Source organism: Pseudonocardia sp. Ae717_Ps2 (assembly GCF_001932475.1).
Lineage (GTDB): Bacteria > Actinomycetota > Actinomycetes > Mycobacteriales > Pseudonocardiaceae > Pseudonocardia.
In genome coordinates, this window is sequence record NZ_MCIS01000007.1 from 62,788 (window position 1) to 85,008 (window position 22,221).

General features: G+C 73.0%; 26 protein-coding genes and 2 pseudogenes. 4 read left to right on the top strand and 24 right to left on the bottom strand.

What is annotated here, in order from left to right:
* Positions 1-172 precede the first annotated feature (172 nt).
* Positions 173-631, top strand: a complete 459-nt coding sequence (locus Ae717Ps2_RS31010) for a hypothetical protein (RefSeq protein ID WP_075334567.1) — start codon at positions 173-175, stop codon at positions 629-631.
* A 155-nt stretch (positions 632-786) separates the two neighbouring features.
* On the opposite strand, the gene Ae717Ps2_RS31015 is transcribed toward Ae717Ps2_RS31010, so the two are convergent.
* The 7 genes from Ae717Ps2_RS31015 to Ae717Ps2_RS31045 all read right to left on the bottom strand — a co-directional run bounded on the left by Ae717Ps2_RS31015 (position 787) and on the right by Ae717Ps2_RS31045 (position 6,620).
* Entirely contained in the window at positions 787-1,737 is a 951-nt protein-coding gene (locus tag Ae717Ps2_RS31015; RefSeq protein WP_233147852.1) for a hypothetical protein, read from the bottom strand.
* A gap of 244 nt (positions 1,738-1,981) precedes the next feature.
* On the bottom strand, positions 1,982-2,269 hold the full coding sequence (locus Ae717Ps2_RS31020; RefSeq protein ID WP_075334569.1) for a hypothetical protein: 288 nt from the start codon (positions 2,267-2,269) through the stop codon (positions 1,982-1,984).
* A 77-nt stretch (positions 2,270-2,346) separates the two neighbouring features.
* Positions 2,347-2,535, bottom strand: a complete 189-nt coding sequence (locus tag Ae717Ps2_RS31025; protein WP_075334570.1) for a hypothetical protein — start codon at positions 2,533-2,535, stop codon at positions 2,347-2,349.
* Between the two features lie 485 nt (positions 2,536-3,020).
* A complete protein-coding gene (locus tag Ae717Ps2_RS31030; RefSeq protein WP_075334571.1) occupies positions 3,021-3,272 on the bottom strand; it encodes a hypothetical protein in 252 nt (83 codons plus the stop codon).
* Between the two features lie 285 nt (positions 3,273-3,557).
* Positions 3,558-4,658, bottom strand: a complete 1,101-nt coding sequence (locus Ae717Ps2_RS31035) for a hypothetical protein (RefSeq protein WP_233147853.1) — start codon at positions 4,656-4,658, stop codon at positions 3,558-3,560.
* A 36-nt stretch (positions 4,659-4,694) separates the two neighbouring features.
* Positions 4,695-5,801, bottom strand: coding sequence for a bifunctional DNA primase/polymerase (locus Ae717Ps2_RS31040; protein WP_083702666.1), 1,107 nt, complete (start codon positions 5,799-5,801; stop codon positions 4,695-4,697).
* Positions 5,802-6,125: 324 nt separating this feature from the next.
* Positions 6,126-6,620 carry a hypothetical protein gene (locus tag Ae717Ps2_RS31045; RefSeq protein ID WP_075334572.1) on the bottom strand — a complete coding sequence of 165 codons (495 nt, stop codon included), beginning with the start codon at positions 6,618-6,620 and terminating at the stop codon, positions 6,126-6,128.
* Positions 6,621-6,977: 357 nt separating this feature from the next.
* Here Ae717Ps2_RS31045 and Ae717Ps2_RS31050 point away from each other — a divergent pair, with 357 nt between their 5' ends.
* The gene (locus tag Ae717Ps2_RS31050; protein ID WP_233147854.1) at positions 6,978-7,454 is read left to right on the top strand and encodes a hypothetical protein; all 477 of its coding nucleotides are present in this window, start codon (positions 6,978-6,980) and stop codon (positions 7,452-7,454) included.
* A gap of 23 nt (positions 7,455-7,477) precedes the next feature.
* On the opposite strand, the gene Ae717Ps2_RS31055 is transcribed toward Ae717Ps2_RS31050, so the two are convergent.
* The 15 genes and pseudogenes from Ae717Ps2_RS31055 to Ae717Ps2_RS31115 form a co-directional block, all read right to left on the bottom strand.
* Positions 7,478-8,101 (bottom strand): GNAT family N-acetyltransferase, encoded by a 624-nt coding sequence (locus Ae717Ps2_RS31055; protein ID WP_233147855.1) that lies wholly within the window; start codon positions 8,099-8,101, stop codon positions 7,478-7,480.
* Complete coding sequence (locus Ae717Ps2_RS31060) at positions 8,098-8,856, bottom strand: lasso peptide biosynthesis B2 protein (RefSeq protein WP_075334573.1); 759 nt, start codon at positions 8,854-8,856, stop codon at positions 8,098-8,100. The genes Ae717Ps2_RS31055 and Ae717Ps2_RS31060 overlap by 4 nt, the downstream gene beginning before the upstream one ends.
* Positions 8,856-10,652 carry an albusnodin/ikarugamycin family macrolactam cyclase gene (locus Ae717Ps2_RS31065; RefSeq protein ID WP_075334574.1) on the bottom strand — a complete coding sequence of 599 codons (1,797 nt, stop codon included), beginning with the start codon at positions 10,650-10,652 and terminating at the stop codon, positions 8,856-8,858. Before Ae717Ps2_RS31065 ends, Ae717Ps2_RS31060 begins: the two co-directional genes overlap by 1 nt.
* A 117-nt stretch (positions 10,653-10,769) precedes the next feature.
* Positions 10,770-10,877: an albusnodin family lasso peptide gene (locus Ae717Ps2_RS36720; protein WP_139319120.1), complete on the bottom strand. Its 108-nt coding sequence runs from the start codon at positions 10,875-10,877 to the stop codon at positions 10,770-10,772.
* Between the two features lie 517 nt (positions 10,878-11,394).
* A pseudogene (locus tag Ae717Ps2_RS39565) lies at positions 11,395-11,517 on the bottom strand (helix-turn-helix domain-containing protein); the annotation flags it as partial.
* Between the two features lie 39 nt (positions 11,518-11,556).
* A pseudogene (locus Ae717Ps2_RS39570) lies at positions 11,557-11,799 on the bottom strand (WhiB family transcriptional regulator); the annotation flags it as partial.
* Positions 11,800-11,894: 95 nt separating this feature from the next.
* A complete protein-coding gene (locus Ae717Ps2_RS31075) occupies positions 11,895-12,302 on the bottom strand; it encodes a single-stranded DNA-binding protein (protein ID WP_075334576.1) in 408 nt (135 codons plus the stop codon).
* Positions 12,303-12,647: 345 nt separating this feature from the next.
* Positions 12,648-13,217: a hypothetical protein gene (locus Ae717Ps2_RS31080; RefSeq protein WP_075334577.1), complete on the bottom strand. Its 570-nt coding sequence runs from the start codon at positions 13,215-13,217 to the stop codon at positions 12,648-12,650.
* Positions 13,214-13,615 carry a hypothetical protein gene (locus Ae717Ps2_RS31085; RefSeq protein WP_060577594.1) on the bottom strand — a complete coding sequence of 134 codons (402 nt, stop codon included), beginning with the start codon at positions 13,613-13,615 and terminating at the stop codon, positions 13,214-13,216. The genes Ae717Ps2_RS31080 and Ae717Ps2_RS31085 overlap by 4 nt, the downstream gene beginning before the upstream one ends.
* Before the next feature lie 96 nt (positions 13,616-13,711).
* Entirely contained in the window at positions 13,712-14,167 is a 456-nt protein-coding gene (locus Ae717Ps2_RS31090; protein WP_075334578.1) for a hypothetical protein, read from the bottom strand.
* A gap of 81 nt (positions 14,168-14,248) precedes the next feature.
* Entirely contained in the window at positions 14,249-14,695 is a 447-nt protein-coding gene (locus tag Ae717Ps2_RS31095) for a hypothetical protein (RefSeq protein ID WP_075334579.1), read from the bottom strand.
* Positions 14,696-15,155: 460 nt separating this feature from the next.
* Positions 15,156-16,874: a hypothetical protein gene (locus tag Ae717Ps2_RS31100; protein ID WP_075334580.1), complete on the bottom strand. Its 1,719-nt coding sequence runs from the start codon at positions 16,872-16,874 to the stop codon at positions 15,156-15,158.
* Positions 16,875-17,177: 303 nt separating this feature from the next.
* Positions 17,178-17,477, bottom strand: a complete 300-nt coding sequence (locus Ae717Ps2_RS31105) for a hypothetical protein (RefSeq protein WP_075334581.1) — start codon at positions 17,475-17,477, stop codon at positions 17,178-17,180.
* Positions 17,474-17,761: a hypothetical protein gene (locus Ae717Ps2_RS31110; RefSeq protein ID WP_075334582.1), complete on the bottom strand. Its 288-nt coding sequence runs from the start codon at positions 17,759-17,761 to the stop codon at positions 17,474-17,476. The genes Ae717Ps2_RS31105 and Ae717Ps2_RS31110 overlap by 4 nt, the downstream gene beginning before the upstream one ends.
* 117 nt (positions 17,762-17,878) lie before the next feature.
* Complete coding sequence (locus tag Ae717Ps2_RS31115) at positions 17,879-19,045, bottom strand: DUF932 domain-containing protein (protein ID WP_075334583.1); 1,167 nt, start codon at positions 19,043-19,045, stop codon at positions 17,879-17,881.
* Between the two features lie 435 nt (positions 19,046-19,480).
* Between Ae717Ps2_RS31115 and Ae717Ps2_RS31120 the strand changes: the two genes are divergently transcribed.
* On the top strand, positions 19,481-19,759 hold the full coding sequence (locus tag Ae717Ps2_RS31120) for a hypothetical protein (RefSeq protein ID WP_075334584.1): 279 nt from the start codon (positions 19,481-19,483) through the stop codon (positions 19,757-19,759).
* A 406-nt stretch (positions 19,760-20,165) separates the two neighbouring features.
* Positions 20,166-20,807, top strand: a complete 642-nt coding sequence (locus Ae717Ps2_RS31125; protein WP_233147856.1) for a hypothetical protein — start codon at positions 20,166-20,168, stop codon at positions 20,805-20,807.
* A 136-nt stretch (positions 20,808-20,943) separates the two neighbouring features.
* Here Ae717Ps2_RS31125 and Ae717Ps2_RS31130 read toward each other — a convergent pair whose 3' ends face one another.
* Positions 20,944-21,168, bottom strand: a complete 225-nt coding sequence (locus tag Ae717Ps2_RS31130) for a hypothetical protein (RefSeq protein WP_143510718.1) — start codon at positions 21,166-21,168, stop codon at positions 20,944-20,946.
* Between the two features lie 327 nt (positions 21,169-21,495).
* Positions 21,496-21,978, bottom strand: a complete 483-nt coding sequence (locus Ae717Ps2_RS31135) for a hypothetical protein (protein ID WP_075334586.1) — start codon at positions 21,976-21,978, stop codon at positions 21,496-21,498.
* Positions 21,979-22,221 lie beyond the last annotated feature (243 nt).

Below are 22,221 nucleotides of genomic sequence, written 5' to 3' on the forward strand. Positions count from 1 at the left end.
GTGCGGTGCTGCGGCGGGCGACCGAGCTCGGCGCCTCGCGTCCGCTCGCGCCGGCTCCAGGGGCAGGCCCGGCGGGCACAAGCTGGCGCCCACCGGACGTCGGCAGGGGGCACCGGTAAGTGACCCGCTACGGGCGGGTCCGGGATCGATGGGGAGGCGGGGGGAGCGAACGATGGCAACCAGGAAGACAGCGAAGGCGGAGCGGGCGGTCCGGGATCGCGCTGAGGCCATCGCGGCGGCACGCGATCGTCTTGATGCCGATCAGGCCGAGCGCCGCCGGCGGGAGGACGAGGCGTTCGCGCGTTACGCGCGAGCCGACCGTGATGCCGAGCAGATCGTTGCCGACCGGGACTCGGTGATCGCCGAGCTGGAGCAGCGCCGGCGCGACGCAGAGGGTGAGGCGCAGAAGCGGCTCGAGGAGGTCGAGGCGCGACAGCGCGAGGTCCTCGCCGAGCTGCACCGCGAGGGACGGAAGGCCGAGGACCTGGCCGCGATGTTCGAGCTGTCGGTCAAGCGCGTGCGTGGACATCTACGTCAGGCCCGCCGCGCGAGCGCGGCCACCGATTCGCCGCCGGTGGCCGCCTTACCGAAGCCACCGGTCACCACGAGCGACAACGCGGCCACGGCCTGACCGTCCGTGGCCGCGGCTCCATGGCCGGCCCCGCTGGTGGTCGCGGGCGATGCTGTCCCGCCGAAGGTGGGTCCACTCTGAGCCCTCGGCCCGGCGCGGCCGTGAGCGCCACGTTCGGCCCGGGCCGGCGACCATGGCCGGCCCGGGCCGGGCGGTCAGGTGGACTGTGTGTCGCGCCAGGCAATGACGGCGAACTTGTCGGCCTTGGTCATGAATCGCCAGTCCCGTCGCAACCGGGCGTCACGCTCGGCCGGGCTGGTCGAGGTGGCGGCGATGTAGTCGCACCGTGCGGTCAGCATGACCTGCCGGGTTGCGTCAGCGTCCGGGACAGCGATCCCCGGAGTCCCATCCTCCCGGCAGTCCTGGCAGAGCCCATCGCGGTTGACGCGGCGCTGATCGGCGGTCGAACGCTCGACGCCGCAGGCCACGCACGGAAGACCACGCATCGGCGGCACCGCCGCAAGGTCGTAGTCCAGCCGGTCATCGTGCTGGGGTTCGTTGGAGTCCTCGACCGGGTCGATCCGGTCGGCGAAGTAGCGGCGGGCGACGCTGTCGCGCTCGACCGCTCGCGGGTCCCGTCGCCCGCGCGGAGCGCTCCGGCGGCTGGTCAGGTCGCGCGGCTTGCGGGCTGCGTGAGCCTGGTCCTTGGCGCGGTTGCTGCGCGCGATGCGCTCGGCGTCGCGGGTCTTCTCCGCGCGCCGCTCTGCGCTCGGGGCGCACGCCTCGACCAGCGCGCGCCCGTCGTCGTCGGCCTGGCGCCACTCGCCGCGCAGGCGGGCGAGCATCGTGGTCGGGTGCTCGGCTTCCAGGGCCTCCACGCAGCGCACCAGCAGCAGCCGCGCCGACGGGTCGGTGGTGTCCAGCAGCCGCGCGAGACGGGCACGAGCACCACGCAGCGCACCGCGCTCGATCATCTCGGCGATCTCGCCCAGCTCCGCGGCCGCGGCCGCCTTGGTGTTCGTGGTGGTGGTGTCGGTAGGGTTCATCGCGACTGCACTCCCTCGCTGGCCGGTGGACAGGACCGGGTGGGCCTGTCGGCCCGTCTCGGGTGGCGGGCGTCTGCCCCGCCACCGCGAAGCGGCGGTCGCGCGGCATCCGAGGCTCAACGTCAAGGGCAGCCCGAAGGGCTGTCGCCGAAGGCGACGCGGAGCTTGCGCAGCGCCCTTGACGTTGAGTGATGCCGTGCTCAGCTCTAGGGCCGTCAGGCCCACCCCGCCGAAGGCGGGTCCACCGGGTTTCCTCGGCCCGGCGCGGCCATGAGCGCCACCACCCGACCGCCGGCCGCGGCCGCCCACTGGCACCGCTTCGCCTCTGGCGCGGGGTGCGCCGCGGCCGAGGCCGATGTCAGCCTCAGCGGCTCGGCGCGACGACGCGGACGACGCGGACGACGCGGACGACGCGGACGACCACGATCATCCGGCCCGCCCGGGCCTCGATGACGGCTCCGCCGTCGAGCACGACCGACGCTGGCTCGTCCCTGCCGTGGTGCACGACGTCGGTCTCCCGAGCACACGAGGTGGTGTCCACTCGTGCGGGGACGCCGTCGTAGTCGTGTCGCATCCGATCGATCGTGTCGAGTGGCAGCAGGTCCCCTGCCCGGATCTTCGTGGTGTGGGTCTGGTGGATCTCGATCTGCATCGCTGGGGCCTCCTCAACGGAACACATGGGGAGGGGCCCCGCCCTGCGGGCGGGGCCCCTCGGTGGGCGAGCCGCCCTCAGAACGGAGGCTCGTCGTCGCCGAGCTCGGCGTCGCCGAAGTCGGGCGGCTCGTAGAGGTCGACGAGCAGGTCCTCCAGCACGCGCTGGTCGCTGATGCTGAGATCGGAGCCGATGACCCCGTCGAGGGTCCAGAGGCCGGTCTCGGTGTCGACCTCGACGCGTCGGGTAGCGCTGGTGCTGCTCATGTGTGGGCCTCCGGTGCTCGGTGCGGCTGGAACGCGGCGCAGCCTCAGCACGCCCGGGGTGGGGGCCCGCAGGGCCGGCGGCGGTCCTGGCTGGCCCATCCCGGTGTGACCCTGTACGCGACCGCCGCCGCCCCGCCTCGAAGTGACGGGGTCTCACCGGGATGGGTCGGCCAGGTTCGTCGGCGCTTGCCCCACCCCGGGTGTGCTGACCATCCGGGCGATCCAGACGTGCCGAGCACCGGAGGCCCACCCCCGCACCACCACTGCTGGCGAACAGCCACCCTGCAGACCGACCGGCACCGCAGCCGGTGACCCGAACACCCCGGCCTGCACCGAGCTGGCGACCCGGCGGTGCCCACCGGCACCGGGCCTGGTGAGACGAACACTCTGACCGGCACCGGGCCTGGTGCCCCAGCCACGTGACCGGCACCGCTGGCGAACGCGCCGTCCGGCCGGTGGGGCCGGACGGCACGCGAGCGCCGGCGTCAGTCGCCAGCCTCGGCCTCGGGCTCGACCTCGGTGATGGTGATGTTGTGGGCGATCGGGATCGACAGGGCCGAGCTGATCTCGTGCTCACTCGCGCAGCTCGGGCACGGCACGCGCTCACCCACCTCGTGCTCGCCGGGCACGATGCTCATCGCGTCAGTGCACCCGTCACCGAACTCGACCATGGTCGCGTCGCTCAGGGCCAGGCCGTCCTCGACCCGGGGGTTGACGATCGGGAAGTGCTCGCTCATCACGGTCCTCCTCGCAGTGGCTGGGTGGTTGTGGCTGGAACGCGGCCCTGCCTCAGCACGGCCCGGGTGGGCCCGCCAGGGGCGGCGGGGACCCGGTGCTGGCCCGTCCGGTGTGGGATCGGCCGCAGGCCGACGAGCGGGCAGCGAGCTCGTCCCACCCGTGGCGGCGTCGGCGGCGGGCATCGCCGTGCACCCACCCGGGGTGTGCTGACCTCTGGGCGGTCCAGACGGGCCTGCTTCGCCTCTACGGGACCGTGCCCGAGCGAGTCGCCCCGACAGCACTCCTCAGGGCATCGGCAACAGGGTGGCGCCCTCGTTCACCGCGGCCTGCTCGGCCAGTGAACGGAACTCGTCCCTGACCTCGCCGATCCGGGACGGGTCACCGACCAGGAGCGTCTCCCACTCCTCGAGCGACCACCGGACCGTGACCCCGTGCCGGGCCAGGTAGAACGCGAGATGCCGGACCTTCCACCGGTCCCCGCGGTCGAGCCAGGCGTAGCCGAGCAGCTGCCACACCCACCGCGCGACCCGCGCGGGCTGATCAGCCCGCAGCACGGTCTTGACCTCCACCAGGGTGTCGCCGACCAACAGGTCGGCCTCCGCCCAGTGCGGCACCAGCACCGGCGAGGCGAAACCCAGGTCCTGCCCGCGGTCCGGACCGCCGGCCCACTCGTGCCAGGCCGCGAGCGTGCCCGACGACTCGACCACCCGCGCGAGCGCGGCCGCGTCGGCCACGACCGCCGGGGTGGCCAGCGCGCGCAGCTGCTCCACCGTCGCCTCGCCGGACTGCGCGATGCGGGCCAGCGCCGGCGGGGTGGTCCCGGACCGGTAGCGGTCCTCGCCGAGGGTCCACACCGTGTGGGTGCGGGCGAGCGCGGTCTCGGCGCCCGGTGAGCCGATCACCCCGGTCGGGGCATGGCGCCGCGCGAAGACGTGGCCCCGGTGGGCGAGTTCAGCGAACACGGCATCGCCGCGCCGCCCGCCGTGCCCGTCAGCCCGCGGCGCGAGCAACGCGACGACGTCACGCGGAGTGGGGCGCAGCCCCACCGCGACCTCAGCCAGGTCCGGTTCCTGGGCGAGCACGGCCTGCTGGGCCGGGTAGCCGGCCGCGATCGCATTGCTCTCCTGCGGCGAGATCAGCTCGGCCGCGACGAGCCCGTAGAGCGCCGCGTACGGCGCGGCGTCGTGGACCAGCGCGGCCAGCCGCGCGCTGACGATCCCGCCCACCATGGGCCAGTGTCCCGCGCCGATCCGGCCGGTCGGCCGCAGCGCCTCGGCCGCGGCCGAGGCGGCGCGGATCTGGTCGACCGCTGCGGTGGTGCCGGGCAGGTGCGTGGCGCACCACCGCGCGAGCACACCCTGCTGCAGCTGCGCGGTCAGCGACATCCCCGACCTCCTGTCCTACTCGTCGCCTGTTCCGGGCTACTCCTCGCCGGTGTCGTTGCCGGCGTCGGCGGTACGGTCGCGGGTGACGGTGCGTGGGGCGCGCATCCCGAAGCTCATCCCGCGGGTCACGGTCCGCTCTGCTTCGGCGCGGGTGAATCCCGCGACCCCGATATGCGCGGTGGCGGCGTCGAGCAGGACCGCGTAGGCGTTGTCGGCGTCGAGTTCCCCGCCGCCGACGAGCTGGCCGAAGACCCGGGCGGCGCCCAGCAGGGTGATCTGCCGCCGGCCCTCTGCGGCGTGTTCGACCTTGTCGAGCTCGTCGGCCTGGATCGCGGCGACATAGGCGTTCGCGCGCCTGGTCGACAGCCCCTTCGCCGATCCGCCCTGCGGGCGGGGCGCCGGTGGCGGGGTGAGCAGCGTGGCCAGCCAGGCGGGCAGCTCGGCGATCTGGCCGTGTTCGGCGACCAGGTAGGCGCCCTCGGGGCGGACGCTGCCCGCGCCGACGACGAACCCACCACCCGCTCTCGTGTCGATCAGCGGACCGAGGCTGTGCCCGTGCCCGCCGTGGGTGTTGCGCAGCGCCAGGCCCTCGGGCATCCGGTAATAGAGGTGCTCCCCATCCGTCGGGGTCACCGTGGAGTAGGTGTCGGGCAGGATCTCGCCGTGCTGGGCGGCGAGCTGGTCGAGGACCTCCCGGCCAGTAGTGGCTCCGTCCCATTCAGGCAGCGGCTGGCTGCGGGTGTCGAGGTCGATCACCACAAGTCCGGAGGGTCCGCAGGCAATCCCGACATTCCACCGGGACGACGAGTGGGACCACCATCGCCGGATCTGGGCGGGATCGCGGGTGGCGCGCTGTTCCCAGCCCTGATGCCCGCCGGCACAGGGCCCGCGCCCGCGGCACTGGGTCTCGCCGTGGAAGGCGGGAATCTTCGATCCGGCCTTGACCGGGAACACGAACAGTCCGGCGGCCGCGGCGTCGAGCGCGACCTGACGCAGCCGCATCACCTCACGATCCAGGCGCGGGCGGACACGTCGCGGCATGCGCGCTACCTCCTCCCGCCCGGCCCGGGCGCCGTGCTCGTGCACAGCATCGCACCGCTCCCCGACACCGCGAGAGCTGTTGGTGCTGGCCGTGACACTCATGGGTTGCTCCTCCCGTGCTCTGTGGACCCCGTGCCCGACCCGGGTGGGATCCGGGACGGCCAACCGGGGGCAGGCTGTGCGCCTGCCCCTCGGGGGCCTCGCCCCGAGGGCGCGTCGAGGCTCACGGCTCCAGGGCAGCCCGCCAGGGCTGTCGCGACAGCGACGCGTCAGCGCCCTTGACCCGTGAGGAACGCGCCCGCAGGATCGGCCCGATCCCTCCAGGTCCACCGTGCGGCGCAGCCGCTCCACCGGTCTGTGCTTCTCCTGTGACGTCCACTCGGTGTGGCCCCGGTACGAATCCTCCGGGCCACACCGAGCTGGCCGCTACAGGTCCATCTCCGTCTCCGCGTGCTGCTGGATCCAGAAGGAGCGCTCGGCCAGCTCTTCGTCGGTTGGCCCGCGCCCCGAGACGGCGCGCGGTTCGGGCTCCCCTGCGGCCTCGCGCTGCTGCGCGCTGATCTCGACGGCGGCCAGGGCCTGTTCGGCACGGTGGACCGCTGCGTTGGCGTGACAGACCGCGTTGAGGTTGGCCAGGCTGGGCTCGTGGTCCCGCTCGTCGCGGGCGGTCTCCAGGTCGTCGCGCGCGTCGAGGAGCTGCTGTTCGGCCTGGGCGACGTCCAGGGCGCGGAACGAGCCATCGGTCATCAGGCCGAGATCGTTCACGGCGTTGGCCTCGTACCACTCCGGCGGCATGATGTCGCCGTAGTAGACCCCGGCCCCGGGGGCGAGTGCGCCGGGTTCGGCGAGACCGAGTTCGATCATTCGGGTGTCGGTCTTGGCGGTGTGGTCGTCCCATCCGGGCCGGCGTGTGTCGCTCATCGTGGCTCCTCGTGGTGTTGGACGGGTGGTGATGTGCCTGCGCGAGCGCGGCGAGACCGGGTGCGGCGGGGGTTCGGTGCTGGCCCGAGCGGGGTGGGAACCTGCGTAGCGGGTCCGAGCGAAGCGAGGCGATGTCCCACCCGGTCGGTGTCTGCCGCCGGTTCATCGCCCGGTTCCCGGGCACGGTGTGCTGTGTTTCGGGCGCTCACCTCACCCGACACCGCGCAGTAGCCTCAGCCTGGCGATCCGGCCGCGTGAGCCACCCCAGCCAGCAGTCCGCGGCGTGAGCCTGGGCGCGGTGGGTGACACTGCCGGGGGCTCGACGCGGTCAACGACGGGAGAGGCGCCATCGACGCGATGACGGCCTGGGCGAGCCCGGGGCTGCTCTCGGCCGACGACGATCCGGCCACGGCCCTCGCCTACGTGACCGTCACCTTCGCCGTGACCGTCGAGACCGGCGATCCGCATCCGGCGGCCGAGCCGGTCGACGCGATCATCTCGGCGCTGCTCGGTCGCGGGTTCGCGATGCTGACATCCATGGATCCCGGCGCGCTACGCGCGGCTCCGGCACTACCAGGGTGGTCCGGTGTGATCACCGGCGAGGACCGGATCCGGCTCGGTGCACCGGGCGAGCAGTTCTACGACGGCGACCTCGGCGCCGCTGTCCCCGCCCGGTGGCGCTCCACCGCCCTGTCTCGGGGCTGGTTGGTGGTGCTGGTCGCCACCCGGCTGGATCTGCACCGCGGCGACCGTGTCGAGCAGACCCACAGTGCCCTGCACGACGGTCGGCTCCTCGCCGGGCAGGTCCCGCTACGGGGCTCACCGGCCCCGTAGCGGGCTCCGCCGATCCGAGCGGATCAGCCGGTGGCGAGATGGGCGTCGGCGACGACGTCCATGATCAGCTCGTCGGCTTCGGCGCCACGCCAGTACCCGGCGCGGCGCAGCCGCCCCGCGTGGGCAAATCCGGCCTTCTCGTAGGCGGTGATCGCGCCGGTGTTGGGCTCGAGGACCTTGAGCCAGACAGAGCGCAGCGCCGAGATGGTGAAGGCGTAGTCCAGGGTCAGCCGGGTCGCCTCGACCGCGAGGCCTCGGCCACGACCGTCGGCGCCGAGCAGGATGATGAACTCCGCGGTGCGCACGTAGTGGTCGATGCGCAGCGCGCTGGTCCCGACCGGCACCGGCCCCCCGGGCCGGGTCAGGTCGTAGATGGTGAACCGCGGGATGGTGCCCATGCTACGGGCCTGGGCGTCGTAGCCGGCCAGCCGCGCTTCGAGCGATTCCGGGGTCTGGCGGCCCATGCCAGCGATCACGGCGGGCTCGTTCTCCCACTGCCAGTACAGCTCAGCCAGCTCGCGGGTGAACGGGCCCAGCGCGGCGCGCTCGCCCCGCATCCACAGCATCGGTGTGGCCGCGGCGGTGTGGTCGCCACTCGTGGCGCCGGGGTTGAAGGTGTCGGTGTGGCCGTTGGAGGTCAGCGTCATGAGTTGTCTCCTTTCGCCGCCCGGTCACGGCCGCGCGCGGGGTCGGGTTCGGGCAGCTGGATCAGTGGTGTGAAACGCAGCGTGGAGGCGGGCTCGCCGACGGGGCAGCCGTCAAGGCTGAGCCAGGCGTGCAGCCTGATCGGATCCGCGGCGATCCCGTGGCACCACCCAGCTCGCCGGCCGGTGACGGCCAGGGCGAGCATCGCCGCGACGGTTTCCTCCAAGCACGCTGTCCGGAACGGAGACACGCCTCCGATGACGCGCACACAGTGTAGGACCGCCACCACCTGGGTGTCGCACGCCGGACGGCGCGCCACCCCCGCCGCGATACGGACCAGGCGCAGCATGCGCGAGAACCCACGGGCCCGGCGCCCGGTCGTGCGCACGAGCAGCACTGCTGCGAGCGCGCACGCCGCGATCGGTGCCCACGCCGGCGACAGCGGTCCGCGCACCGGGAGTGCACCGGGCGCTTCCTGGGTGCCCCAGCTGGCGTCGGTTTCCGGGATGTCGACGATCGGCGCGGGCACCTGGCCCGGCTGGGCCGGGTGCAGGAACCCCGCGCTCGACAGGCTCGCGGCCAGCGCCTCGGCCTCGGTGCCGGGCGCCCAGGTGCCGGTGGCGTCGAGGGCGAGGAAGGCCTCGCGCTGGGAGCCGAGTAGGGCGCGCACCGTGCCGGTGCGTGCGTGCAGCAGCACGACGGTGTGGCCGAGATCCGCGGCGCGGACCTCGGCCGGACGGACGAGCAGCGTGGTCATCAGAAGACCTCCCATCGGGAGTGGGTCGAGCCCGCTGGTCGCGGGTCCTCGTCGGTGGTGATCCAGCGGGCGGCCGCGGGCCGCTGGTCGAGGGCGCGTAGCCACACCTCGGTGGCCAGCACGGGGTTGAGCTGGTGGAACCCGATACCCGGGGCGCCGGCGGCGGCACGGGTGAGCAGCGCCCGGTAGCGGTCGGGGTCGATCAGACCGCGCGCGGCCAACTCGCCGTCGACGAGCCCGGTGAGAGCCTGGAGGTGGGTGCGCAGTCCCCGGTACTGATCGGGGGTGAAGTCGCCCTTCGTCCGCCGCCCCGTCACCGACTCGGGCAGCAGCCCGGCCATGGCCTGGCGCAGCACCGGCTTGTAGTCACCCGGCGCGGCGCGCAGCGGCCCGGGGACCGCGAGTGCGGCGTCGACCACGGTGGGGTCGGTGAACGGGTTGTGCAGGGTGATGCCGTGGAGCTGTTCGGTGATCTGTGCGTCGGCGCGGGCGGTGCGGGCCACGACCCGCATCGCTGTGCGGGTGCGTGCCGCCTCGCCCGTCTCGCCGCGGGCCGCGGCCGCCCGGGCCTGGGCGAGCAGCGGCCAGACCGCCGTGCGCCGCAGCCGGGCCCAGCCCAGTGCGTGACGCAGCAGCTGCGCCTGCGAGTGCAGGGTTCGCGTTGCGGCAAGGTCGGGCAGGTATCCGGGCTGCGGGCCGAGCAGGGTGTCCCCACCGTCGCCGGTCACCAGGTCACCGACCCCACGACCGGCCAGCAGCGCGAGTTCGGCGTCGAACCGGGCGATCGCGACCGTGGACGGCGCCGGCTCATCGGTCGCCGGAACCAGCTCACCCATCCGCCCGTAGGGCAGGTGACGGTCATCCAGGGGGCAGAGCAGGTGCTCCACGGTCCGGGCCAGCCCGGCCAGCCCGGTGCGGGCGTAGGCGACCGCAGCGCGGGCGTAGTCGAGATCCCCACCCGCGGTGGTCCCGGCCGGGTGCACCGTCACCGCCACAGCGGCGTGGCGCAGCTCCTCGGCGCGGGCAGTGCGGCACTGGGCGAGCAGCATCGCCAGCGACGTCGAGTCCATTCCCCCTGAACAGTCCGCGGCCACTGCTTGGCCGGTCGAGCTGGCACCCGCGGCGATCTCGGCGACCGCTCCCTGCATCGCCCCCCGTAGCCGGTCAGCCGGCCGATCGGGCCCGCTGCTCGGGTCGCCGGCGGTGGCGAGCGGGCGGATCGTGGTTCCCGACGCGGAGACGGTCAGGCGGGCACCGGGCGGTACTGCGGTGACCCCGGCGAACGCCGACCGGGCGCCGGTCCCGCTGCCGGGCTCGGTGCTGTGTGCCGGGCGCAGGTGGGCGTGTAGCCATGTGTCGTCGACGTCGGCGCCGATCAGGGCGGCGAGCGCCACTGCGCTCGATCCCCACAGCGGGGCGCCGTCGGCGGTGGTCGCGGTGTAGATGGGCTGGACCCAGCCAGGATCGGTGAGCACCACCGTGGCCTCATCGGTGATCTCCACGACGGTGTAGCCCCCGGACAACGCGGTGACCGCCGAGTCGGGCACCCCGTGTCGGACCCAGTGCTCCAGCACCTCGACGTCGCAGCGGGCGCGCCCCAGGACCGCCACCGTCGGGCCGGGGCCCTGCACGGTCGCGGCCTGCGAGCTGGGCCAGTCTCCGCACACCCACGCCGTTCTGACGTCCCGGCCGAGCGCGCAGGCGCCGGCCGGGTACCCGGCCCCGGTGCAGCCGGTGCCGGTGTGGGCAGGGCCGGGGGCGGCGGTGCCGCGGCCACCGAACCATCGAACGCTCATCGTCTCGACCTCCCAGGTCGGGTTCTCCGGCCCACCCCGGGGGGGTGGGGTGCTGTAACGACGAGGGCCCGGTGAACGACAGTGCGTTCACCGGGCCCTCGCGCCTACGGCCTTGGATCAGGCGTAGACGTAGCGCTTGTCCTCCGACGTGCCGGAACCACCGCCCTCGGTCAGGACCGCGGCGTCACCCAGCTCGACCATCTCGGTCTCGTTGTGCTGCGACATGCAAGATCACCTCCTCTCGGGTGTGCTCGTAGGCGCATCGACCAAGTACTGGCCGCGCGCTGCCTTCCCCAGCCGCTACCGGCCGGATCCGGGCCCACCGCCGGTCGCGGTGGGACGTGACTCGCCCGCACCGCGTGGGCCGCCGCGCCGGGGACGCGCGCTCGCCCGACCGGTGTGACACCACCCCGCCCGCACTCGGTGGGCCGAGGGACGAAGTCGGTGGTGTCACCCGCGTCGGGTGCGGCCGGCGCGGCATCGGTGGGAAAGGCGGACCGTGGGGTGCAGAGTCACCACGTCCCCACATCGACGGCGGAGGATGCTCCGACCGGGCGCCACGGTGGTCCCGGCCGCGGTCGTGCTACCGGCACCAGGCCTCACTCACCCCGGCTCCGGGCGGCGGCGCAGCGCGTGGGCGTCGGTAGTGGTCTGACGACTATCGTTCGACGCAGCTGGAGCCGTTGTCGATCGTCACCCCCGCCGGGACCGATCGGTCCCGGCGGGCCTGGCTCTGGGCCGGTCATGCGCTGGTGCGGGCGTCGGCCCGCCATCGATCGAGGGTGCGGCGGCTGACACCGGTCTGGGCGGCGACGTCGTCGATCCGATCGCCCTGCTCGACCCGGGCGATGGCCTCAGCTCGTCGTCGGGCCCGTTCACTGCGTGGAGTCCGGTGGTCGGTGCGGCGGGGGCGGCCGGCGGTGCGGCCTCGCCGTAGGGCGCGGCGCTCGTCCTCGCTCAGCCCGCCCCATACCCCGATCTGCCCGGTGGACAGGGCCCACTCCCGGCAGGCGGCCATGGCTGGGCACCGGCGGCACACGGCCTTGGCGGCGTCGAGCTGGTGCTCGGCGGCTGGCCCGGACCCGACGACGAAGAACAGCTCCGGGTCCTCGTCGCGACACGGCAGGGCGTTGTCCAGGAAGTTCATCGCTGCTCACCTCTTTCGGCGGTCGGGTGGGGTGGAGACCGGGCGGGGCACCGCCTGAGGGGTGGCTGGTGCCCCGCCCGGTGGCCGACCGGGGGTCAGTCGGCCGTCTGGGGAGCGGTGGTCGAACCGGCCCGCTCGCGCCCGGGCTGACGGGTCACCGTCGCCCTCGCGCGGCGCAGGTCGGCGGCGATGGTCTGGGCCCGCAGCTCGGTGCGCCGGACCGGGTAGTCGGCCCCGGCGGGGGTGAAGGAGTTGTCGGCGAGCTTGCCGATCACGATCACGGCGTCCCCGGCGTGCAGCGACTCCGCGGTGTTCTCGGCCAGCTCGCGGAAGGCGACCACCTCGGTCCAGACCGGGGGGTTCTCGCGCCACTCGCCGCTGCGGCGGTCGACGTAGCGGTCGTTCTGGGCGATCGAGAACCGCAGGACCGCGTCCCCGGTGTGCTCGCTGTAGAGCAGCTCGGGCGCCTTGCCGATGTTGCCGGCGAGGGTGATCTCGTTCATGGGTGCCTCCAGGGGGTGTCGGGCTGGTTGGTGACGCGGCCCTGCCTCAGCGCGGCGGCGCGAGGCCCGTCAGGGGTGGCGGGGGTTCGGTGCTGGCCCGAGCGGGTGGGAACCCGCGAAGCGGGTCCGAACGCAGTGAGGCGCCGTCCCACCCGCTCGGCGTCCGGGCGCCGGTTCATCGGCACGTACCTCGCGCCGGGGTGCTGACCTTCGGGCGTCTCCACACCTGGGCACCGACATCCCCAGGAGGCATCCCGCCCCACCGGGGGCACTCGTTCCCGGCCGACGCGTCGCAGCGTGGCGGGCACGGCCGCCGTCAGCAGATAGCCACAGCGCCCAGACAGCTCAGACCCAGACGACGTCGCGCTGGTGGGCTCGCGCGTAGAGCGTGACCTCGCGCAGCACGGCGAGCCGGTCCTGCAGCCACCCGGCCTGGCGCCCGAAGTCGATCACCGCGCCGTCGCGGTGCTCGGTGGCTGGTACGCCGGCGTCGGCGGGCGCCGCCGCCAGGGCCAGCTCGACCCGGCCGAGCATCAGCTCCGCGGGAAGAGATCCCACCAGGGCATCCTCGGCGTCCTGCGGAGTGGACGGCGCGATCCCGGCCATGGTCGCCGGGTGCAGGTCGTCGGCGCCGATCTCCGTGCACAGGCCCAGGGCGCGCAGCAGGGTGCGCGCGTGGACGCTGGCTAGGTTGAGGCGCGGTTCGCCGTCGGTGCTGCGGTACTCGACGACGTAGCCCGCTTGGCCGGCGCACCACGGATCTGTGCAGAACCGGTGGTGTTCGGCCAGGCCCGCGGTCGCGGCGGTGTAGTCGCGGAACCGTCGCCGGTCTTGGCGCGGGTCGGCGGGGCAGTGGATGGACGCGCCGAGCACGGTCACGGCGGCGGGCTCGGCGGGGAAGAAGGTGACGGTCACGGTCGACTCCCTGCTGCTGGTGTTCGGGCGGGCAGGCCGCCGTGGTGGATGACGTAGAGGTCGGTGAGGTGCTCGCAGACGTCGCGGGACTGACCGGCGGTGATCATCGGGAGGAACTGGCGGGTGTAGATGCCGCTGCTGCCCTCGACGAAGCACATCCCGCCGGGCAGCAGGTCACACGGCTCCGGGCCCTCGCCGGGCACCTGCTCGCGCACGTCGTGGAACTCCACCCCGCCCATGTCCGGCGCATCGAGGTGAGCCCAGAGCTCGACGGCTCCGGCGGGGCCGGAGCAGATCAGCGAGTGCTTGGTGTGGAGTCCGCGGACCTGGCGCCGGCCCCAGAGGGTCAGGCCGGGAACGTGGAGGATCTCGCCGTTGATGTGGGCCAGGGTGTTCATCGCGTGTGCCTCTCGTTCGGGACCGGCTCGGAGCCAGAGCCTGTGGTGATCGGAGGCCAGGGGAATGGGAGTGCCCGTCCTCGTGGCCGGAGGTGGTCAGGGGTTCGCGCGGTTCATCACGCGCCCGGCGATCAGGACGTTGTGGTAGGCGGCGAGGGCGTCGCCGCTGGTGCGGCCGTCGTCCTGGACGTTCTGCGCCGCGCGGGCGGCGTCGGAGACGAGGTCGGGCAGGACTGGTTCGATCACGAGATCGAGGACGGCGTCGGCGAGGGCTCCTTCGTGGTCGGCGAGCACGTGCAGGGGGACCCCGGCTTGGTGCAGCGCGGCGCCGATCAGACACATCGGGCGGTGGCCGTCGGCGCTGACGTAGCGGCACGAGGGCAGCCCGTGCTCGCCGCTGTTCTCGGCGAACAGCGGGTGGTGATCGTCGGGCTCGACGTAGGCCTCGGGGTCGGTGTCGATGTCGGGGTAGGTCCAGTTCAGGCCGCGGTCGGCGATCACGGCGTGCAGCGCAGCAGTGAGCTGGTCCTCGGTGATGGCGAAGGTGGGCATGATGAATGACCCCTCTGGAGAAGGTGGAATGGGAAACGACGCGGCGGGGACCCGGTCCCGGTGGGCCGGTCCCGCCGGGGCTCAGCGGTTGAGCAGGTCGCGGTGGTAGCCGGCCAGGGCCACGATCACGGGTCCGAGATCGGCGGCGTCGACGAGCGGCCGGATGTCGCGGGCCAGGGCATCGTCGGCGAGCGTGTCGGGGTAGCAGACCCCGACGGTGACCTCGTCGCCGGTGAGGTCGCAGTCCTCACCCAGCTCCTCGGCCCACCGCCCCGGACAGAGCGGGTGGACCGAGTGCAGCGTGACCGAGAGACCGGCCGTCCCCGCGCAGCTGGCCCACTGTGCTGCGAGCCAGCGCATCTCCACCGCGCCGTCGTGGTCGGAGACGACCAGCCGGATCCAGTGCGGATCCAGCGCGATGGAGACGCCCAAGCCGTCGAACCGGGTCGAGCGCTCCCGGAGCCGGTCGAGGCTCAACGCCTCACCGAGCCGGGCACCGGCGCTGGTGTTCGTGTTGGTGATCGTCATGGTGGTCCTCCACGGGGTCGGTGAGGCTCGGCGGCTGGAACGCGGCTCTGCCTCAGCACGGCGGCGGTGGGGCCCCGCAGGGGGCGGCGGGGGTTCGGTCTGGCCCGGCCGGTGTGAGACCGCGACCGGGACCAGGACCCGGCCGGGAACAGGCGCTACCGGCCCGCTGTCGGCTACGGGCCCAGCAGGTGACCGGCGGCCCTGCCCGAGCGGCACCCCGGGTCCTCGCCGCCGGCACCGGGCTGACCGGCTCCGCTACGGCCCATCTGATCGTGGCGGTCTCACCCGGCCGGGTCGGACGGGTTCATCGCCGCGCACCCCACCGCCGGTGTGCTGACCTGCGGGCGATCCAGCCACCGAGCCTCACCCGACCCCAGAATCTGGCCTACCATCGACATGTCGCGCCGGGCGCACAACGGGGCGGGGCACGCTGCGGCGCCCCGCCCCGAAGAGGCGGCGATCAGCCAAGGGCCGCAGCCTCGCTGTCCTCCTCACCCTCGGGTGCACCCTGCTCATCGACATCAACGGCGTCGCCGGCGCCCTGGGGGGCGTCGGTGGTGTCCTCTGTGGCGTCGTCGGTGAGGACGAGCTGCTCGACGTCGGCCAGGGCGTAGCCCCAATCGCGCAGCTGGGCGAAGTAGCGGCGCGTCGCCGGGGTCGGGTTGCGCCAGCTGTCGCGGCTGGTGCCGTCCTCATAGGCGGCGAGCACCAGGGCGAGCGCGAGCATGGTGGCCCGGGCCGCGGAGCCGGAGCGTGCGGCCTCGGCGATGGGGCTGGGTTTGCCGCTGTAGTAGCCGTAGCCGCCGCCTGCGTCGCCGAGCCCGAGCAGTGTTGAGGCGAGGGCGTTGCCGGACTCCATCGCCCGGCGCAGGTCGTGGTCGCCCTGGGCGAACTCGGCGGCGACGAAGATCGCCGCACCCTTCGGGGCAGCCTTGCGCGCGAACAGCTCGCGCAGCCAGTCGCGGCGCACGACCTGCGCGGACTCCCACGCCTTGTTGTTCGCGATCACCGTGCGGCGCGCCTCACGCGCGGCCTCACGCTCGCGGTCCTCCCGGGCCTGACGCTGCTCGTCGGTCTCCCCGACCGGCACCGCCGGCTTCTGGCCGACGCTCGGGCGGCCGTAGCGTTCGGCGTGGCCGTGGATGGCGGGGTCGGTGCACACCCACAGCGTGTGGGCGGTCTTGCCCTGGTCGAAGTCGAAGCGCACCGTGACCGTCGCGGCATGGCCCGGGCAGTCGCGGTGAGCGTCCTCGGTGAGCTCGGTACCTGACGGGTCGTCCAGGCTGGGCCGCAGCCGGGCCAGGGTCATCGCAGTGTCGTGACCGGCGTCGTCACGACCCAGGACGGTGACACCGTCCTCGCGCAGCTGGTCTTCGAGCTCGGCGCACAGGGCCCGCTCGGCGCGGGTGTCACGCAGCCGCTGCGCGGCGTGGGCGAGCTGGTGAGGCCGCTGTAGCGCGGTTTCGGTGAGCCGGGCGACGGCGTCGTCGTCGTCGCTGAACTCGGCGATCACCGACATCTGGATCAGATCGAGGTCGTAGCGGGCGCCGACCTCGATCGCGCGGGCGCTGCCGGCGACCGCGGTGGTCTGGCGGACCCGCTTGGCCGGGGTCCGCGTGGTGCGCGCGATCTGCGCCGCGGACATCCCGAGCCCGAGCAGCTGCTGGTGCGCGGTGACCTGTTCGGCATCGGAGATGTCGGCTCGGTGCTGGTTCTCCGTGAGCTGGTCGATGATCCGTTCGGCGTCGTGAGTGCGTCGAGCCCGCTCCGGTTCAGTGTCGATGTCAGCGGTGGTCGGCTGGGGTTCGATGAGGACCCTCACGCGTGCCAGGCCGGCCTTGAGCGCGGCCAGGGTGCGACGCTGGCCCTTGCGCACGACCAGCACGCTGACCCCGTCGCCGTCGCCGTCGTTGCGTCGGTAGACGCTGATCGGCTCGCGCACACCGCGGTCGCGGACCGAGGCGCAGAAGTGCGGGTCGAGCTGAACCTCGGTGCGGGTGTTGACCTCCAACACCAGCTCGGCGGGGTCGGCCCAGGCCAGCTCACCGAGCTGGTCGAGCGTGCTGAGGGCCGCGCTGGTGTCGAACCCCAGGCGGGTGGTGGCGAACTCGGTGTCGGACTGGTCGTCGGTGCCGACCGTCGCTTCTGTGGTCGCTTCGGTGGTCGGTTCTGTGGTCATGGGCAGCAGGCCTTTCACTCACCGGTGATGTCCACCCGGCGTCGCTGGCCGGGTGGTGCGTCCCCGATGGCCGGGGGCGCGCTGCGCGTCTCCGGCGGCCCGACGGGTGGCTCGGTGGGGGTTCTGCCGTGGTCGCGGCGGCGTGGACCCGCCGGGCGGTGGTGGTGCGCATGCAGGTAGCTGCGGGGCGGGTTCACCCGCGGGGACCCCGCGGCAGGTTCATCACCGAACCACCCGTCGGGATGCCAGCGTGGGTCCGCCCCCTGCTGCGGGGGCGGACCCACACTCCGACGAATCCGTCTACTACTGTTCGACGGCGGTGTCGTGGTCGTGGCTGTGCCGGCAACGTGGCTCGCGAGGGGACAGGCACTGCGCTGCGAGCTCGAGCAGACTGGTGTCGTCGTCCAGCCCGATCGCGGTGAACATCTCATCGAGATGGCCGACCAGATCAGCACCGCTGATCGACCCGCCGCCGTCGTCCTGCAGATCCCGCCAGGCCACGAACAGCCCGAGAATCCACCGCTCGGCAGGGCCGTCGGCGCACAGCGGGAACGGCCGGTGCGCGGCCGGCGGGGCGAGGCGAGCGAGCACTGCGGGGATCACGCGGCACACCGGTTGGTGTGGCGGTGCAGGACCGGTAGGACGCTCTCCGCGATGGTGGAATCGGTACGGCCGTGCTCGACCAGCGCACCGTGGGCGGTGACGAGGTAGTGCCAGCCGATCCGCCAGCCGGCCCGCTCGAGCGGAGCGAACCACACCCGTGTCCCGTCCGGTGTGGTGAGCACGAACGCGGGGGTGCCGTGACTGTCGGGTGGGGTCTGGGTGAGCTGGTCGGGATCGATACCGCGCACGGAGAAGATCCGCCGGATGTCGGCAACCGCGGTCATCGCTGGAGCTCCTGTTCGCAAGAGGATGGTGGTCAGACACGCCCCCGGGCCCGCCGACCGACCCCCGCTGACTACGAGCGGGGTGCCGGTCGGACGGGCTGCCGAGGTGGGGAGCGGTCAGCGCGCGGCCGCGGCGAAGGTGGCCGAGAACTGCATGGCCTCGATGCCGCGGGACTCGACCTCGTAGGCCGCGTCGACGTCGGTGATGGTCTGGGCGGCCGCGGTGACCGCGTGCAGCACCCCACCCGAGGTCGGGGAACCGCCCCGGATGAAGTGGGACAGGATCGAGTCCTGGGCGGTGGTGGAGAACCGCAGCTTCTTGCTGACGTGCTCGATGGTCTGCTGCGGCTGGGTGACCTCGACCCCGGCGTCAGCCTCGATCTCGGTGATCCGGGCCTGGACCCAGCGGGGGTCGAGGAACTTCCCGACCGCGTCGCGGGTCATCTTGCGCGCCAGGGCCAGGCTGGTGGCCTGGGTGTCGGACGACCAGTCGATCTGGCCGTGCTCGAGGCGCCCGCCGGCGTGGACCTCGTCGATGGCGTGCTTGGTGAGGGTCATGCCGTTGGTGCAGATCTGCACGGTGAGCTGGGGGATAAGGCGGAACTTGCCCTGCCCGGTCTCGGAGTTGGTCAGGACGAACCCGGCGAACACCGTCGGGTTGTCGGCGCCGCGCTCCCCGGAGAACGGGGAGGTGTAGCCGGACAACAGCGCCGGGGCCATGGTCGCGACCGCGGTGGAGCGGATCTTGACGTACATGCGGGACTCGGACAGGTCCGCCGAGACGATGTCGACCGGGTGCCCGGCCTCCCGGATCCCGTCCAGGCAGGTCATCAGCACGTCGAGGTTCTCGATCGGGCGGTAACGGTCCGACAGCAGCGCCCGCATCACCCCGTGCCGGCCGTCGCCGTCGGCCAGGCCGCGCACCAGGAACCGGCGATCGGGCTGGTGACTGAGCCAGCCGTTGACGTTGTCGTCGTAGAGGTCGAGGTTCTGCTCGCGGGTGCGGCGCAGGTAGGCGGCCGGGATGCCGAGCTTGTCGGCGATGCCGTTGTCGGCGGTACGGGTCGGTGCCAGGGTCAGGTCACTGGTGGTGACCCCGTCGGGCGACAGCTCGACCCCGGCGCCGTGCACCAGCACCTGCCCGCCCAGGGCCGCCAGGGCCGATGCGGCGACGACGTGGTCGGTCTTGGCGGCCTGCTGGGTGCGCAGCAGCTCGACCATGTCGTTCAGGTCGGCGTTGCGGGTGGTCAGCGAGACGGCGTTCTGGTCGGTGATCTGCTCCATGGCGGGGCTCCGATTCTCTCGGGCGTTCGCACCGGCCCCTGGGGAAGCGGGGCCGGTGCGGTCCCGACCGCTGTGGTGGGACGTGACTCGCCCGCACCCCGCGGTCCGGCGCGACGGGGCCGCGCGCTCGCCCGACCGGTGTGACACCACCCGACCGCCCGACCGGAAGCCGACGACGCGACGTGGTGGTGTCACCCGCGTCGGGTGCGGCCACGCGCGGCATCGGCGGGCAAGCCGGGCCGCGGGGTGCAGAGTCACCACGGCCCACCCGGCTGCGGTCGCGACCTCACCGGAACCCTGCGCTCACCGACGACCACGCAGACCCCCATAGTTCGAACTATTGTTCCCATCTGGGTTAGGCTGCGCGGGTCCGTCGGGGTGGGGGAAGCACCCCGACGGACCACACAGCCGGGACGGCGCCGGGAGGGGCTGGGGATGGGCGAGAACAGCCGTTATGAGCGCTACGCCCACCATGTCGACGCCGAGACCGAAGCCGAGGCCTCGGCGCTACGTGTCGTGGCAGGTCTGGTCGAGCGGGGTGTTCCGCCGATCCCGGACCGGGTGGTCGCCGGGCGCGTCGCCGGCGTTCTGCGGTCTGCGGCCGCGGAGCTCTCGGCGGGCCAGCCGGTGCCGCTGCAGTTGCGGCGCACGGTGCGGTGGACCGCTGATGCGCTCCGCGCCGCGCTCGACCCTCGCACGAGTAGGGGGCGGTGATGCGGGTTTCCGAGGAACGTGCCGCGGTCCAGCTCCGTGATGACCGCCTCCTGCTGCTCGTCCAGTTCGCCCAACAGCTGCGGCGACGCGCAGGTCTGCGGCGCACTGGCCGCGGCGCGGCGCGAACACACGGGCCCAGATGGCCCCAACGATCCGCGTGGACGCACACGACAGGGCCTCACCAACGGTTTCGGCCACTAGCACGATTCTGTCCACGCCGCCCCGGACCGAGGGGATCCACCGAGAACCGCTGACCAGTACGCGACGGAGTGTGGGCAGCCCGACGTTGCACACTCTCCGTGCCAGTGAGACAGTGTGCAGGTAGCTCCCCGCCGTCCTCCGGGACTGGCGGGGCATTTTCTTGTGTACGGTGCGCCGGGTGTCTGGCCCATTGCGCGCGTCCGTAGTGATCGACTATCAGAACATCCATCTCACGGCGCACGACCTGTTCGCCGCGCCGGGAGCTCAGCGGCACACCTCGTTGATCCATCCGCTGCACTTCGCGACCCAGCTCGTGGCCGCGCGCAACGCGGGCCTCAAGGAAGGCTTCGCGCCGGCGGTCCTGTCTCGCGTCCGGGTGTTCCGGGGCTTGCCCTCCGAGGAACACGATCCGGACCAGTACCGGCGCAACCTCGCCCAGCGGGCCGAATGGACCCGGGATCAGCGTGTCGATGTGCACCTGCGGCCGCTGACTTACCGATACGAGCGCGACGCCACCGGGCGCCACCTGCTCGACGTCCACGGCCGTAGGCAGATCGTGGAGGTGCGCGAGAAGGGCGTCGACGTCCTGGTCGCCCTCGCGTTCGTGCGCGAAGCCGCGGACCCGGACGTCGACCTCGTTATCCTGGCTTCGCACGACACCGACCTCGCGCCCGCCCTTGATGAGGCGTTGCGGATAGACAGGGCGAAGGTGGAGACCTGCTCCTGGTGGAACCCGGACCGCTACCGCACCGGCGCGCCACGCCCATCCGGGGAGCGGCGGGTCTGGAATACCCGAGTCCGTCAGACCGAGTTCGACCGAGCGCAGGACCGCGGCGACTACAGCTGACCCCCAGGCTCGGCGCCGCCGCGAAGGCGATGGCGCGCGGATGCTTCCGGCGGAAGCACTCGGACCCCACCATCCCGAGCTGGTCGCCGGGAGGACGGGCCCGGGCCGGCGTACCCCGTCGGCTCGGTGTGAGCGCTCAGACCCAGCGGCGTAGGCGCGCCAGCCACCCGTCGTCGCCCGAGGACCACGGCACGACGTCGGCGTCGGCCGCGGCCACGAGGTACTCACGCTCGTCGCCCAGGTACGCGAGCAGCTGCGTCGGCGCGAACACACCCACCCACACCTGCCCGTCGTCGACCCCGTCTGGCTGCCGGTTGACCGCGAAGTCCCGGGCGATCGCCAGGTTCCTCGTCCACGACATCCCGAACCGGCGGTCCGCCGTCGCGCCCCGGAACAGCCGGCGCGATCCGAGCGGACGCCGAGCTCGCCAGCCCACAGCTTCCCCCGAGGCCCACACGAAGTACCCCGCGTGATCGACCATCGCCCGCCGCGGCGTCGTCGAGAGGGTCGGCCCGGGAGCGGCAGCGCCAGACCGTCGGCAGCTCCTCCACCATCTGGTCGGGAGTGACCTTCCCTGCCCGGAAGCGCGCGTACAGGTCGACCGCGGCACGGTCCCACCCATCGAGGCTGGCCACGGCGCGCTCGGTCAGAGCCGCAGGTCGACGCGCAGCACCGGGACCTCTGTCCCTCAGCTCAGCGCGGCGAGCAGCGCCTGGCCGACAAGCTGCGCGACCGTCCCGCCGGCGGCCGCGGTACCGACCCGGCCGAGAACCACGCGTGCACCGTCCCGCAGCCGGCGGTGGTCGGGCTCCTCGGAGCCCGTCTCCTCCAGAACGCCCTCGGCGACCTCACGGAGCCCGTCCGGGTCCTCGACCTCGAGCTGACCCTTGTCGAGCACGTCGAGTAGCTGCCCGAGCGCTGTCCCGAGCTTCTCGACGTCGACCGGCTCCGCGCCGCTGCTGATCTGGGTGACGCCACCGGAGACGCCGATCGCCACCTGGTGCCGCTCGCCGCTGATCTCGTAACTATCGCCGTAGTAGTAGGACTGGTGCGGTACCACCGGCCCGGCCCACCCGACGGCCGACGCGCGGGTTACGTACTGGGTACGGAGCTGCACGCGGGTCTGCGTCCGGACCCGGGTGGTCACCTTGATCTTCTGGTTGCGGCCCATCACGACCAACCTCCACGGCCGTCCGGGCACGAGAGGGGGGAGCGTCCGGTACCGGCCTCGCAGCCACGACCCGGGTTGAGTCGCGGTCACTCAACATGATGGCACAGTTCGTCCGTCTCTGTCCCGTCTATTCGAACTTCAGTTCGTAGCTCGGCGGCGGGGAAGCCGAGCGGTTCCGCTTGTGTGTGGAAGCGGACTCGTGATGGACGCTCGGGTCAGCGTCCGCGTAGGGCGCGCATGAGT